This is a genomic window from Dehalogenimonas sp. 4OHTPN, assembly GCF_040448695.1.
In the GTDB taxonomy this organism is placed as follows: Bacteria; Chloroflexota; Dehalococcoidia; order Dehalococcoidales; family Dehalococcoidaceae; genus Dehalogenimonas.
Genome location: NZ_CP159307.1, coordinates 1,293,747 through 1,307,076, shown reverse-complemented (window position 1 = coordinate 1,307,076; position 13,330 = coordinate 1,293,747). Strand labels below are relative to the sequence as shown.

The window sequence follows — 13,330 nt, the reverse complement described above, 5'->3', positions numbered from 1 at the left end:
AATCAGGCTTTAATGTATTTGAGTTTACTCGACGGTAACGCTCTTTGCCAAATTACGCGGGGTGTCGATAGGCAGGTCTAGGGAAAGAGCAGTGTGGTAAGCCAGCAGTTGGGCGGCCGCCGCCGCAAGCACCGGCTGGAGCAGCGGGTCGGTACGGGGCAGAAGGATGACCCTGTCAGCAAGATCCTCCAAATCCTCTTCACCTTCGGGCGCTATTGCCAGCACGGGAACTCCCCGCGCCTTGACTTCGCGTATCGCGGTCAGCATTTGCGCTCGCGTCTCGTCGGTACCCATGAAGGCGATCACTGGGGTGGCAGGCGAGAGTAACGCCAGAGTGCCGTGCTTAAGTTCGCCCGCGGCGCATCCCTCCGCGTGGATATAAGTAATTTCCTTCAGCTTCAAAGCGCACTCGAGAGCAATCGGCAGAAGAATGCCTCGCCCGATACAGATAATGTTTTTGAAGGATGCCAGCCACCGAGCGGCGGAGGCATGAGCGTTTTCCCGGTCGAGAATCCTTTGCAGCATCGCCGGTAAGGCCCGAAGTTCTCCTGTCAAATCGAGCGCCCGCCTGGGCTCTTTTGACGGTAAAGCCAGGCCCATATTGAGCAAAGTGACAAGTTGGGCAGTGAAGCTTTTAGTGGCGGCAACCGATATTTCCGGCCCGGCATCGGTGAGAATCGTCTGTTCGGCCAGGCGCGTGATCCTGGACCCTGGCACGTTTGAGATGGCGATTGTATAAAAGCCTGCCTGGCGCTGTCTGTCCAAGGCGGCGCAGGTATCGGCCGTCTCGCCTGACTGCGACAGGCCGATCACTGCCCGATATCGCCGCGTGGAGCCTGTAACGTCAAATAACTCTGTTGCCAGCTCTGCGTTGGCTTGAATTCCCGAGAGCCCTTCTATCAAGATTTTTCCCGCCAGACAGGCATGGTAGGAACTGCCGCAGCCGATTAGCAGAACACCGCAAGTGGTCTCTCCGAAAGAATCGGCCGGCAGCCAGGCGGACTGTTTTCGCTGGATTATGTTTCGAATAATCCGCGGCTGTTCATGGATTTCTTTCAGCATCAGGTGTTGATAGCCGGCTCTGGCTACAGACTCCGGGGCCCACCCGATTGTCTGACTTGCCCGGCTGACCAGCCTTCCCTTCGCGCATATCTTCACGGAATCGGCTTCTACGGCGGCGATGTCACCGTCTTCCAGGTAAATTACCCGGCCGGTGTATTCCAGCAGGGCGGGCACATCTGACGCCAGCCAATTTTCTCCCTCGCCCAGTCCTATGACTATGGGGCAGCCATTTACGGCAGCGACCAACCGCCTGCTGTCAGGATGCAGAGCGATGACGGCGAAAGGACCGTCGAGTTCTTTGACCGCCTGTCCCAACGCGTCTGCTAAGTCACCATGGTAATACCCTTCTATCAGGTGGGCAATCACTTCGGAATCTGTTTGCGATGAGAATTGATGTCCGGAATTCTCCAGCCGTTTTTTCAATTCGGCAAAGTTCTTGATGTTACCGTTGTGGGCGATAACTACAGCGTGGTCGCAAGCCATGAACGGATGCGCGTTTTCCTGAGTTACCGCGCCGACGCTGGCCCAGCGGGTGTGGCCTATCCCGTAAGTCCCCGGCATTTCCATCCCCCGATCGGCAAGGTCCTGGACCCGTACCGCGGCTTTCACGAGGTTAACCCCGGTCTCAACGGTCGCCAGGCCGCAGGAATCGTAGCCGCGGTATTCCAGGCGGAGCATCATGCCGAGTAAAACGGTCTTAGCCTGGCGCGAGCCGACGTAGCCGACGATGCCGCACACCTATACGACCCTGGAGCCGTCGGCAAATCTGCCGGCGATATTTTTCATTGCCACGACGGAACTTTCGTTGCCCAGGACCACTCCCGGCGAAGCAACCACAGATGCTTCAAGACGGCAGTTTTCGCCGATAATTGAGCCGGCCTTTCGCACCAGCCATTCGCCGCCGACTTTTATCTCTGCCTCGCCGCTGCAGGATGAAAAGTTAGCCCCAATGCTGCACCCCGGGCCGATTATCGAATTCTCGATTACTGCGCCCGGACCGATAACGACGTCGTCGCCGATGATACTGTTAGTAATCACACAAAACGCCCCAACGGATACATTGTCCCCGATTGATACCCCCGGACCGATAATTGCCGCCGGGCCTATATTGCATAATCCGCCGATGAGCGCCGGACCGGTGAGATAACTCCCCGACCTGATCCGGCTGGAGGTACCGATGGAGGTGACGCTGGAGGTGAATACACCGTTCTCTATAGTGCCGTGGATATCCGGAGGCAATGTTTTCAGGGCATGATTGTTAAGGTCCAGGAGGTCCCAGGGATAGATTGCATCAAGCCAGGCTCCGTCAGCCTCGACTGCCCGAATCCTAGCTCCCTTTGCGACCATTGTATTGATAGCCGCAGGGATATCCGACTCCTGCCCTAGGTACTGAAATATCGTTTTGTTTAGTTTGAAGATGCCCGTACTGACCGGCTTGTCACATGGCTGGGCGGGCTTTTCAGTGATCTCTTTCACCTGGCCGTCGCTAATCGAAACAGCCCCGTACCGAACGGTCTGGTTATTTGGGATCCGTTTTACCAGCAAGGCAAGCGGATCAAGCATGCAGATTTCTCTAATCGTTGCCGCCTCGATAAGATGGTCGCCCGGCAGCAGCAGGAATTCATTATCCGCCAGTGACTCAGCCTGTTTAAGGGCATGGCCGGTGCCGGCCTGATGTTCCTGTATGACATATCTGATATTCACGCCTGAAGATGACCCATCACCCAGGGCGTCAAACAATTGGTCGCGCCGGTAACCTGCGACGATTAATATGTTGCGAATACCGCAGGCGATCAGAGATTCAATAACGTATCCGATGATCGGCTTTCCGGCCGCCTTGAGCATGACCTTAGGCCGTGATGCGGTCAATGGCCGCAGGCGCTGCCCCTCGCCGGCGGCAAGAATAATGGCTTGTCTCATCAATTTACTCCAGACATCAATAAATCCTCGCGCCGGGTGCAATGATGCCCTTGGCAGTCGCCCCCGGTCCAATCCGCGCCCCGTGCCCCACCATTGTCCCGGGATTGATCGAGGCATTGATACCGGTGACGACGCCGTCTCCGAAGATACCGCCCAGTTTTTGCCGGCCGGTGTTGATTCCGTTTACCGCGATCGCTTTTTTATCCAGCCGCAGGTTGGCTATTTGAGTCCCTGCTCCCAGGTTGCAATTTTGCCCGATTATGCTGTCGCCCACATAAGAGAGGTGAGGAATCCTGGTGCCTGTCATGATGATCGAATTCTTGATTTCTACCCCGGCGCCGATGTGACATTCATCTCCGATATCCGTTGCCGGGCGGATATGGCAGTTTGGCCCAATAACGCAATTCCTGCCTATTTTCACCGGCCCTGTGATGTAAGACCCGGCTTTGATCAGGCTTCCATGGCCGACGGCGACAGAGCCGGTAATGGTGGCGCCAGGCTCAATCATGCCTTCGACTGACGGCGGGCAATTCGCCAGCGCCGATTCGTTAGCTTGGAACAAATCCCACGGGTAACTTAGTTCTGACCAGGTGCTGACCGACCGGTAACCGACTGGAATTCCGGCGTCGATGAGCGCCTGAACCGTATCTGTTATTTCATGCTCGCCTCGTGGCGATCTCGGAGTCTGCTGTACGAACTTCAGGATATCCCCCGTAAAATGATATGCCCCGGCGTTAGCCAGTCGGGTTGGCGGGCGGGTACATTTCTCGTACAGCCGGACGACTTGCCCGCCCCGAGTCTCCATCACTCCCTTGCCTTCGACATTTGGAAGTTCAACGATAGAAAGCAGGTTGGTTTCCGCTTCAATCAGCGGGACAATATCGATTGATTTCAGCATGATATCGCCGTTCAGTAAAACAAAGGCGGCGCCCAGAAAATGACTTGACTGGCGCAAGGCGTCAGCGGTGCCGGCCGGCTGCCGCTGGGTGACATATCTGATACGGACTCCCCACTTGCTGCCATCGGTAAAATAGTTTCTTACCACTTCATCGTGATAACCGACAACCAGGACGAAATCGCCGGCGCCAGCGGCCGCACATTCGGTAAGCAAATGTTCCAGGATCGGCTTTCCAGCCACTGGTAGCATCACCTTGGGGCGCGTCCCGGTAAGCGGGCGCATTCTGGCTCCTTCACCGGCGGCCATAATCACAACGGCAGGGGTCATACTCATCATCGGCATTCTAAGGCCGGCGATTTTGAGTGTCAACGGCCAAGTTTACGCGGGGAGAAATTTCGGTTATATTGACTCTTGTTGAAAACGACGGCCGATCGAACGGTAATTCACCTGATTGATCATCCCTCAGCGCTGGACTTGAAACTCCTCGAGCGGCTGGCCGATCTCGGCTGGAATGTTCATCTGGTGTACCGAAGGACAGGGTCAGACCGTCTGATAAACAGCGGCTTAAAGATTATCACTCACCGGTTGCCACTAACCACCCGCTATCCGTGGGTATATCTGGCTTTTATTGCTGCCGTACCGATAATATATCCCATAAAATCGGATATCATTCACGCTCATTATCTAACGGGGTTCGGAATCCTGGCTGCGGTATACCGCAGATTTTTACGTTTCAAGCGCATGGTGTTGACCGTGCCCGGCCCGGATGTCCTGATTGAAGCCAGTCGCGGCATGGTTAAATGGTCGGCGGAGCACGCGCTCAAAATGTTCGAGATAGTCACCTTTCCTTCCGAATCCGTGGCCGCTCACCTGAAGGAACTCAGGGTGCCGTCCAACCGGATGCTGCGGCTTGATTGGGCTGGTTCAGAGAAAGAGATTGAAGCAGCGGCAGCAGCGCTCGCGCAGCGATACGCGGAGTTAATCGGCCCCTTCGAGCGCTAAATCCGGCTGGCGCCAAGTTGTTTCAGGTTGTCCTGGTAGCGCTTGCGCGAGGCGTGAACCGCCTTGATGGCTGATTCCCTGTCTTCCCAGCCCTCGACGCCGGTCTTCTTTTTTTCCAGTTCCTTGTAGATGATGAAAAAGTGCTCGATTTCCTTCAACAGGTGAGGCGGGACGTCTGAAAGTTCCTGGATGAAGTTCCAGTGGGGATCGCCCATGGGGACGCACAGGATTTTCTCGTCGGGTCCTTTTTCGTCCCGCATGCGAAACAAACCCACCGGTTTGGCTTCAATTAAGCAGCCGGGAAAGGTTGGTTCGGATACCAGCACCAGAGCATCCAGCGGATCGGTATCTTCAGCCAGGGTATCGATGATGAAGCCGTAGTCCGACGGATAATGCACCGCGGAAAACAGCATGCGGTCAAACTTGATAATCTTGCGCTCTTTGTCGTACTCGTATTTGTTGCGGCTTCCCTTGGGAATTTCGATAAGTATGGTCAGAATCATCTCTTCAAGCTCTTGCTGACGTTCCCGCTTGGCTTTCGGGCATGTTTCCTCTTCGTTGCAGCCGGTGAAGATGCGGATTTCGTTGGCATTCCGATCCGACGGTTCGTTAAATGACATTCTTTCTCCTCAACAATCTTCCCGCATTGTACCAGAGCAAGACTCCGACGTCACGGCTGTCTTTTGTTTTGATTTTTCCTTCTCTTTGACCCCGGAACGCTGGATTGATATTATGGGCGCTATGAAAGAAACACCCCCATTTTTTCCTTTGGGTTCGGCAATCAACGATTACGGGCATCTGGTGATCGGCGGCTGCGACTCCATCGACTTGGTTGAAAAATACGGTACGCCTCTCTACGTCTTCGCCGAAGAGGACATCAGGGCCCGCGCGCGTGAGTTTAAGCGGGAATTCGGAGGGCGGTTATCTTCTTCTCGAATCGTTTATGCCGGCAAAGCCTGTCTTAACCGGGCGGTAGCTAAAATTATCACCGAGGAAGGCCTAGGGCTTGATGTTGTTTCCGGCGGCGAATTAGAGATTGCCCGATCAGCCGGCTTCCCGATGAAAAACATCTATTTCCACGGAAATAATAAGTCCGATACCGAACTTGAACTTGCCCTGGCAGCCGGGGTTGGGCGTATCGTCATTGATAACGCCTGGGAGCTGGCACGTTTGGATGCCTTTGCCGGCGCCCGCGGCTGCCGGGCTGATGTCATGTTGCGTATCAAGCCGGGCATTGATCCGCACACCCATGCCAAAATCACCACCGGTAACATTGACTCCAAATTCGGTTTCGGGCTGGAAGACGCCGAGTCGGCTGTCGGGCGGATTTTGAGCTCTACCTCCTTGAAGTTGGTAGGTTTTCATTATCATATCGGTTCGCAGATATTTGAAATCCAACCCTTCCTCGACGCTATGAATACCGCCCTCGGATTCATCGCCGGGGTCAGGGAGCGGTGGGGTCTCATTATTGATGAGCTGGATGCTGGCGGCGGTTTTGCCGTCCAGTATCTTTCCGGTCAAGCGCCCCCTTCAGTGGGTGAATACGCGGAAGCTATCGTATCCTTTTTCAAAGAGGAATGCCGCCGCTTGGATTTAAAATCACTGTCGCTGACGGTGGAACCGGGGCGGGCGACCGTTGCCCGAGCCGCGGTGGCGCTTTATTCGGTGGGCGTCATCAAGGATATCCCTGGCATCCGGCGCTATTTATGCGTTGATGGCGGCATGGCTGACAATATCAGGCCGGCGCTTTACGGCGCCTGTTACGAACCGTACCTCGCCAACCGCATGACGGAAAGAGCGAACGGGCTTTATACTGTAGCCGGTCGGTTCTGCGAATCCGGCGATCTCCTGGCCGCTAACGTAAAGCTGCCGGAAGCAGATCCTGGAGATACCCTGGTCATGCCGGTCTGCGGGGCATATTGTATCCCCATGGCATCGAATTATAACGCCTTTTTTCGTCCGGCGGCGGTCATGGTTAAGGAAGGGCAACACCGGTTAATCCGGCGGCGCGAGTCAATCGAAGACCTGCTGCGGACCGATCTTGGCTGAAATGGCTGATTGGCAGATCATCGGGCAAAAAAATGTGGCCGCCTTCTTGGCGAAAAGCCTCGAAAAAGGGGAATTGTGCCACGCTTATCTGCTTGCGGCTCCCGAGCATTCCGGCAAGACTGCGCTGGCTTTGAAATTGGCTCAAGCCCTCAACTGTACCGGCGACAACCCCCCGTGCGGCGGTTGCGAACAATGCCGCCGCATAACCGCCGGTATTCACGCCGATGTCCGGTTGATCAGTGTTCAAGCCGCAGACGATGATGGTAAAAGCAGGGTAGAATTATCCATTGAACAGGTTCGAGAAATAAATCATGCCGTTTCACTGCCGCCTTTTGAAGGCAAATATCGGGTGATTATTATCGATGAAGCCGAACGTTTGTCCAACGGGGCTGCAAACGCGTTGTTAAAAACGCTGGAAGAACCGCCGCCCGGTGTGGTTTTCGTTCTGACGACCGTCAGAGAGAACCAACTGCCCGAGACGATTCGGTCACGTTGTATGAAGCTGAGGCTGGCGGTGGCGCCGCGCCTCGAAATAGCCCGGTTTCTTGAGCAGGGCTTGGGGTTCCCGGCGGAACGCGCCGATTTACTGGCGCGCCTCAGCCAGGGCAGGGCAGGCTGGGCCATTGCCGCCGCCCGCGACGAAGGACTGCAGTTGGAAAGGCGCGACAATCTGCTTAAGCTTGCCGATGCTCTCGGCTCGGGATTCGACTTCAGGTTCGAACTGGCAGATAAACTGTCCCAGCGTTTCGGTAAAACTCGTACCGAAATATATCGTCTCCTGGATCAATGGCTCAGCTTCTGTCGGGATATCCTGCTGGTAAAACTTGACATAAAAGAAGAAGTTATTAATACTGATTATGAGATAATTACTGCGGAACTGGCAAGCCGGATCACTGCCGCGGAGGCGCAGCGTCTCATCGGGTCTTTGAATGTCACGCGGCGCCATCTGGAACAAAACGCCTCACCCCGCCTTGCCCTTGAAGTGTTGATGCTGAACTTGCCGGTGATAAAAGGGAGTACCAAAAGAATTGGCTAATGTCGTCGATATTCGTTTGAAACGGGCCGGTAAGCTGTATCAATTCGACCCGGCGGATTTTGACCTTCAAACAGGGGTTGATGTGGTTGTGGAAACCGCCCACGGTCCGGAAATCGGACGGGTGATTAATCCGGTCCGGGAAATGGCCGACGAACAGCTCGAGTCGCCGTTAAAGCCTGTGATAAGGTTAGCTACTGCCGAAGATATTGAACGCCGTCATAAGACGTGTTTCGCCGAGTCTCAGACGCTTGCTGATTGCGAGGAGTTGGTAGCGAAGCTCGGATTACCGATGAAATGCCTGGCGGCGGAATACAATCTCGATGAAAGTCACCTGACAGTATTCTTCAGCTCTGAAGGCCGTGTTGATTTTAGAGAATTGGTCCGCGAACTCGGCCGAAAACTCCACGTTCGAGTCGAATTGCGCCAGGTAGGTCCGCGGGACGAAACAAAGCTGCTCGGCGGTTACGGCCGTTGCGGCCGGGAGTTGTGCTGCGCCAGTTTCCTGACTGATTTTGCCCCGGTATCAATTAAAATGGCCAAAGAACAGAACCTCCCGCTGAATCCGGTCAAGATCTCCGGCGTCTGCGGCCGGCTGCTCTGCTGCCTGGGTCATGAATATGAAGTCTATAAGGAATTAAACGAAGAGCGCGCCCGTTGTTGCGCTGCCGCGGCAGCGGTTGAACCCGCGCTTCAATCTATCAGGCCTGTTTCTCCGGAACCGGCAGATAGGATTTCAGTGGCTCCCATCACCGAAGCTGATGACCAATCACCGGCCGATGGAATAAAGGCTGAAGCGGGCGGCCTGGCCCATCGAAGGCGGAGGAAAAGGCGCAGATAGTCGGTGAAGGACGCCGCGGCGTCCTTCTTTAAATAACTTCAGACCTTATCTGGCAGATACTTCTGCCAGATGTGCATCCGCTCCTGGTATCGGTGTGAGACGACGACCAGCGGCCTGCCTTCCGGCATACTGGGTTTTTTAAGCAGTTTCATGTTCGCCTGCTCCGGGGTTCGTCCAGCTTTGTGGCGGTTGCAAGGCACGCAGGCGGCCACCAAATTTTCCCACGAGTGGCGCCCGCCCTGGAAACGGGGGACTACGTGGTCGATGGTGAGAGGCTGGGCTTTTTTACCGCAGTACTGGCAGGAAAAATCATCGCGGTGGAAAATTTCCCACCGCGTGAGTTTGTGCCGGGGGCGCGGACGCCTCACGTGATGCTGCAGCCGGATGACCGAAGGCATGGGAATGGAGAGTCGGACGGTGTGGAGCAGACCTAAGCCGTCTTCCAGCATTTCCGCTTTGCCCTGATAGCATAAGAGGATAGCGCGCCTAACCTGGCAGACGTGGATGGGCTCGTAATTCTGGTTCAGCACCAGCACCGGGTGATTGAGCATTTCAGCCGTATCTCCCTAGTGGTGCCATTTTAGAGATAAAAGGCGGACGGCGCAAGTTTCCCGGCGGAGGGCAATTTACCCCCGTAAACCCTGTTTACCGCCTGAGCCTTACTTCTTAAATTGGCGGGATGCCCGTGGCGCCGGTCTTCTTGCCTTGGCGTGGGAAGCGTCGCCGCGGTAATCCGGCGCGGTGATGTTAAAGACCATGCTGAACTGGTGGTCGATAAAGCGTGAAGAAATGGCCGGTTCGATCTCGTCGAGAGACGCCCGGGTCGTCACCACGGTGGGCAGCCGTGCATTGTAACGGTAGGAAATCACCTGATAAAGCTTTTCCTGGGCCCATGGCGTAGTAGCCTGTTCGCCGAAGTCATCAAGCACCAGGAAGGGCGTTGTCTTGACTCTGTCAAAGAGCTCATCGTAAGAAACTTTAGCGTCGGGACTGAAAGCCGACCGTAAATGGTCAAGGAATTCCGGTACGACGACAAAGAGAGCGGCTTGCCCTCCCTGGTACCTGAAGTTCACGATTGCCGATGCCAGGTGGGTCTTTCCGCAGCCGGTGACGCCCTGGAGAATGAGCCAGCCTTCCGGCGCCCGGGCGAAATCATGGGCTACCTGGTAGGCGCGGGCAAGGTTATCCCTGTCTTCGGGAGGTAGATTAAGGCGGTCCCGATCGAAAGACAGAAAGTTCATCGTACGCTGTAAATCCAGCCCCGGAGGCCAATCCATGTCAGCGCCGCTGGTCGCCAGGTTCAACACTTTAGCCAGGCGCGGATCCGACAAACGGTTCCTCAGCCGGTCGTCCAGACTCTCCATGGGCAGTGCCGTCGCGATGACCGTCGGCAGTTCATGGTTGAAACGGTAGGTGATCAGTTGGTCCAGTTTCTCTCGCGCCCAGGCGGTGTCGGACTGGACCCCCAGATCGTCAATCACCAGGAGGGGTATATTTTTCATCATTTCAAAAGTGTCGGGAAAGGGATTATCGGCGTTCGAGGCAAAGCCGGCCTTAAGGTCGTCCAGCAGATCGGGCGCCGAGCGGTAGAGTACGGCGTGACCGGCATCGATACGGCGGTTGGTGATCGCCGCCGCCAGATGGGTCTTGCCGGCGCCGGATAGCCCGGTCAGGACCAGAAATCCGACAGGAGCTTCAGCAAACGTCAGCGCCGCGTGGTAAGCCGACTTGAACCCGGCGCGGTTTTGCGTTGAACCGTGCCGGCCTTCCGGCAGCAGATTATCGAAAGTCAGTGACCGCAGGGTTCCAAGGCGGGAATACTCAGCCAGCCGCCTGACTTTCTCAGCGTCGGCAGCGGAGTCAACGCACCGGCAGGGTACGGTGCGGGAATAATCCGGTTTGCCATCCGCGTTCCGGGCGTATACGAAGCGCGCGCCGCGGCACCCCGGGCAATCGCTGAGCGTTTCACCGGGGTGGGAATCAGCGCCGGACAAATTTCCCGTATTTGCCTTTGGTGTATTTGTCAGGGTCTTTTTGAGGATTTCCGAAATATGTTCCATCGTTCCTGCCGCCTGTGGCCCAGTTTTCCAGAATTTTGCTGATATATCGCCAATTGCGCTTGTTAAGACTGGCGGCCTCTTTGACTGCGTCTTTCACCCAGCATTCAGGGTAGAGTTTCAGCGCTTCCTTGAGTTCTTCGGCAATGATGGGTGTTAGAAGGCCGATATTTTGTTCATACAAGCTGAAGATATCCGGCAGTTCGGGTGATGGCACAAACTTGACAGGTTCGTTTGGCGCGATGCTCCCGAGTTTAATCCTGCCTGCAATAATCTCCTGGACAGCTTCGCGGTTCCGCCCGTCATTCAAAAAATACAGGGCTACCGGTTTTCCCTTTTCGACCACCGCCAGCTTGATGGTGGTACCTCTGGCCGCCGCCTCGCTCAAAGCCTGTTCCGCGGCGGTTTCATCCAACCCGGAGTTCAGATCAGCGATCTCGGCCGCGGTGACATACGGCGGGAAGCCCTTTTTTTGATAAAGCACTCTGAAGAACAGGAGGGAGGCTTTGAGTTCCTCAAGGCTGCCGATAAGCGGCAGCGCTTGTGCCAGAAAGGGTTTCGGCACGGCGGTGAATTCGAATTTATCGGGGAAGCCGTCGAAAGTTTTCATTTTGATGTTTACAGGTCGCTTGATACCAGGTTCAGGCAATCTCAGCGATGGACTGCAGATTTTCGAATTTGGTTAGCGCGTGCCGGAAACGCACTTTTATCGTACCGGTGGGACCGTTGCGGTGTTTGGCGATGATAATGTCGGCGATCTCCCGTGGATATTCTTTGTCGGGATAGGTAGCGGCCCACTCTTCCTCTTTGAAATAGACCTCCTCGCGATAAATGAATATCACGATATCGGCGTCCTGTTCAATTGAGCCGCTTTCACGCAAGTCTGAGAGCTTTGGTTCGTGTGACGACCGCCATTCGACAGCCCGTGACAGTTGGGAAAGCGCAACCACCGGCACGTTGAGTTCCCGGGCGATTCCCTTTAAGGCGCGGGAAATATAACTGATCTCCTGAACCCGGTTGTCACCCTTGCCGCTGCCTGTGTCTCCCTGCAGCAATTGGAGATAATCAACGATTATCAGGTCGATGCCGTATTCAAAATGCAGGCGCCGGGCTTTGGAGCGCAGGTCAGCGATCCGCAATTGAGGCGAGTCATCGATGTAGATAGGCGCCTCGGATAGAATCCCGATGGCGTGCATGATCCGGTTTTCATCATCGGGAGAGGACAATCCCGGGGTAAAGTGCCTGACATTGATCCCGGCTTCACTGGACAGCAGCCTCTGTACCAACGAATCGGAAGACATCTCCAGAGAGAAGACTGCGACACAAGCGTGGTGGTCGACCGCGGCGTTGCGGGCGATATTCAAGCCCAGTGAAGTCTTACCCATGCTCGGGCGTCCGGCGACAATAACCAGATCGCCACGCTTCAAGCCGCCGATGTAGTCATTCAGGCCATAAAAGCCCGTCGGTACGCTCTCAAGGTGCTGCGCCGTTTGAGGCGGTTCCAGGTAGCGGTCCAGGATACTCTTAATGTGAATGAAATCGACAGAAGCGCGTTCGCTGCGCAAATTGTAAAGCAGGGTCTCAGCCTTTGAGATCACCGCGCCCGGGCTGGGGTCGGCGGAGTAACCCAATTCGGTGATCTTGATGCCGGCGCTGATCAGCAGGCGCGATACAGACAGGTTATAGATGATGCGGCCGTAGTGTTCCGCATCCAGCGATGTGGGTACCGTGGTGAGCAGGTGCGCCAGGTAGGCCGCCCCGCCGACCTTCTCCAGATTGCGTTGGTGGTCCAGTTCGCGGGCAACGGTGATTTGATCAATCGCTTCGCCGCGGTGGTACAGCTCCAGGGCGGCTTCATAAACGCAGCGTCCCGTTTCGCTATAAAAATCCGCCGGCCGGAGAAAAGCGGCGAGCTCATAAATGACTTTCCCGTCAATCAGAAGCGAACCGTTAACGGCTTCTTCAGCGGCCAGGTCGTGAGGCGGCAACCGTGATTCAACCAAGGGCGCTAACTCCCCTGCGGAACAACTTTAACTTTGAGCACCGGGGTCAGCGCCCCGGTAAGTTTCACAGTCACCATATAGTCGCCCAGGGAGCGGATGGGCTCAGCCAATTCAATCTTACGCTTGTCAAGTTCATATCCGGCCGCCCGTTGTACCGCTGTGGCGATATCCGCCGAGGTGACCGATCCGTAGAGCCTGTCCCCGGCTCCCGTTTTTCCGACTACGACCACCTGCAGGCCGTCAAGCAGTTTAGCGGCGGCGGCGAGCTCGGCTTCAATCCTGGCCTGTTTCTTCTGCTCAGCATCCAGTTTGGCTTGAGTCGAAGATCTGGCTTCGTGGGTGGCGGCAGCAGCCAACCCGGTTTTCAACAGGTAGTTTCGGGCATAGCCGTCCGGCACATCTTTAATCTGGCCGGTTTTCCCGATATTCGGCACGTCTTTAAGGAGAACTACTCTCATCGATATC

The 13,330-nt window shown here is 55.6% G+C and carries 13 protein-coding genes; 4 read left to right on the top strand and 9 right to left on the bottom strand.

Annotation, left to right across the window (positions count from 1 at the left end):
* Nucleotides 1-24 precede the first annotated feature (24 nt).
* Genes glmS through glmU form a run of 3 tightly spaced genes read right to left on the bottom strand, consistent with a single transcriptional unit; the run spans nucleotide 25 to nucleotide 4,207 of the window.
* A complete protein-coding gene (gene glmS / locus ABV300_RS06770) occupies nucleotides 25-1,800 on the bottom strand; it encodes a glutamine--fructose-6-phosphate transaminase (isomerizing) (RefSeq protein WP_353714120.1) in 1,776 nt (591 codons plus the stop codon).
* Complete coding sequence (locus ABV300_RS06765) at nucleotides 1,801-2,982, bottom strand: sugar phosphate nucleotidyltransferase (protein WP_353714119.1); 1,182 nt, start codon at nucleotides 2,980-2,982, stop codon at nucleotides 1,801-1,803.
* A gap of 16 nt (nucleotides 2,983-2,998) precedes the next feature.
* The gene (glmU, locus tag ABV300_RS06760; RefSeq protein WP_353714118.1) at nucleotides 2,999-4,207 is read right to left on the bottom strand and encodes a bifunctional sugar-1-phosphate nucleotidylyltransferase/acetyltransferase; all 1,209 of its coding nucleotides are present in this window, start codon (nucleotides 4,205-4,207) and stop codon (nucleotides 2,999-3,001) included.
* A gap of 87 nt (nucleotides 4,208-4,294) precedes the next feature.
* On the opposite strand from glmU, the gene ABV300_RS06755 reads away from it, so the two are divergent.
* A complete protein-coding gene (locus ABV300_RS06755) occupies nucleotides 4,295-4,882 on the top strand; it encodes a glycosyltransferase (RefSeq protein WP_353714117.1) in 588 nt (195 codons plus the stop codon).
* Here the strand turns inward: ABV300_RS06755 and ABV300_RS06750 are convergent.
* Nucleotides 4,879-5,502, bottom strand: coding sequence for an inorganic diphosphatase (locus ABV300_RS06750; protein WP_353714116.1), 624 nt, complete (start codon nucleotides 5,500-5,502; stop codon nucleotides 4,879-4,881). The genes ABV300_RS06755 and ABV300_RS06750 overlap by 4 nt on opposite strands.
* 121 nt (nucleotides 5,503-5,623) lie before the next feature.
* Here ABV300_RS06750 and lysA point away from each other — a divergent pair, with 121 nt between their 5' ends.
* The 3 genes from lysA to ricT are packed head-to-tail and all read left to right on the top strand — an operon-like array spanning nucleotide 5,624 to nucleotide 8,805.
* Nucleotides 5,624-6,931, top strand: coding sequence for a diaminopimelate decarboxylase (gene lysA, locus ABV300_RS06745; RefSeq protein WP_353714115.1), 1,308 nt, complete (start codon nucleotides 5,624-5,626; stop codon nucleotides 6,929-6,931).
* A 1-nt stretch (nucleotide 6,932) separates the two neighbouring features.
* A complete protein-coding gene (locus tag ABV300_RS06740; RefSeq protein ID WP_353715377.1) occupies nucleotides 6,933-7,967 on the top strand; it encodes an AAA family ATPase in 1,035 nt (344 codons plus the stop codon).
* Nucleotides 7,960-8,805 carry a regulatory iron-sulfur-containing complex subunit RicT gene (gene ricT / locus ABV300_RS06735; protein WP_353714114.1) on the top strand — a complete coding sequence of 282 codons (846 nt, stop codon included), beginning with the start codon at nucleotides 7,960-7,962 and terminating at the stop codon, nucleotides 8,803-8,805. Before ABV300_RS06740 ends, ricT begins: the two co-directional genes overlap by 8 nt.
* Before the next feature lie 38 nt (nucleotides 8,806-8,843).
* On the opposite strand, the gene ABV300_RS06730 is transcribed toward ricT, so the two are convergent.
* The 5 genes from ABV300_RS06730 to rplI form a co-directional block, all read right to left on the bottom strand.
* A complete protein-coding gene (locus tag ABV300_RS06730; protein ID WP_353714113.1) occupies nucleotides 8,844-9,356 on the bottom strand; it encodes an HNH endonuclease in 513 nt (170 codons plus the stop codon).
* A gap of 108 nt (nucleotides 9,357-9,464) precedes the next feature.
* Nucleotides 9,465-10,799, bottom strand: a complete 1,335-nt coding sequence (locus ABV300_RS06725; protein WP_353714112.1) for an ATP-binding protein — start codon at nucleotides 10,797-10,799, stop codon at nucleotides 9,465-9,467.
* Nucleotides 10,786-11,472 (bottom strand): DnaD domain protein, encoded by a 687-nt coding sequence (locus ABV300_RS06720; RefSeq protein ID WP_353714111.1) that lies wholly within the window; start codon nucleotides 11,470-11,472, stop codon nucleotides 10,786-10,788. The genes ABV300_RS06725 and ABV300_RS06720 overlap by 14 nt, the downstream gene beginning before the upstream one ends.
* A gap of 31 nt (nucleotides 11,473-11,503) precedes the next feature.
* The gene (gene dnaB / locus ABV300_RS06715; RefSeq protein WP_353714110.1) at nucleotides 11,504-12,865 is read right to left on the bottom strand and encodes a replicative DNA helicase; all 1,362 of its coding nucleotides are present in this window, start codon (nucleotides 12,863-12,865) and stop codon (nucleotides 11,504-11,506) included.
* A gap of 5 nt (nucleotides 12,866-12,870) precedes the next feature.
* Nucleotides 12,871-13,323, bottom strand: coding sequence for a 50S ribosomal protein L9 (gene rplI, locus ABV300_RS06710; protein ID WP_353714109.1), 453 nt, complete (start codon nucleotides 13,321-13,323; stop codon nucleotides 12,871-12,873).
* Nucleotides 13,324-13,330 lie beyond the last annotated feature (7 nt).

What these genes read in the sequence shown, in the direction of transcription:
- ABV300_RS06765 (WP_353714119.1), bottom strand. Translation starts at nt 2,982, where the DNA reads ATGAGACAAGCCATTATTCTTGCCGCCGGCGAGGGGCAGCGCCTGCGG.
- glmU (WP_353714118.1), bottom strand. Translation starts at nt 4,207, where the DNA reads ATGACCCCTGCCGTTGTGATTATGGCCGCCGGTGAAGGAGCCAGAATG.
- ABV300_RS06750 (WP_353714116.1), bottom strand. Translation starts at nt 5,502, where the DNA reads ATGTCATTTAACGAACCGTCGGATCGGAATGCCAACGAAATCCGCATC.
- lysA (WP_353714115.1), top strand. Translation starts at nt 5,624, where the DNA reads ATGAAAGAAACACCCCCATTTTTTCCTTTGGGTTCGGCAATCAACGAT.
- ABV300_RS06740 (WP_353715377.1), top strand. Translation starts at nt 6,933, where the DNA reads ATGGCTGATTGGCAGATCATCGGGCAAAAAAATGTGGCCGCCTTCTTG.
- ABV300_RS06730 (WP_353714113.1), bottom strand. Translation starts at nt 9,356, where the DNA reads ATGCTCAATCACCCGGTGCTGGTGCTGAACCAGAATTACGAGCCCATC.
- ABV300_RS06720 (WP_353714111.1), bottom strand. Translation starts at nt 11,472, where the DNA reads ATGAAAACTTTCGACGGCTTCCCCGATAAATTCGAATTCACCGCCGTG.
- rplI (WP_353714109.1), bottom strand. Translation starts at nt 13,323, where the DNA reads ATGAGAGTAGTTCTCCTTAAAGACGTGCCGAATATCGGGAAAACCGGC.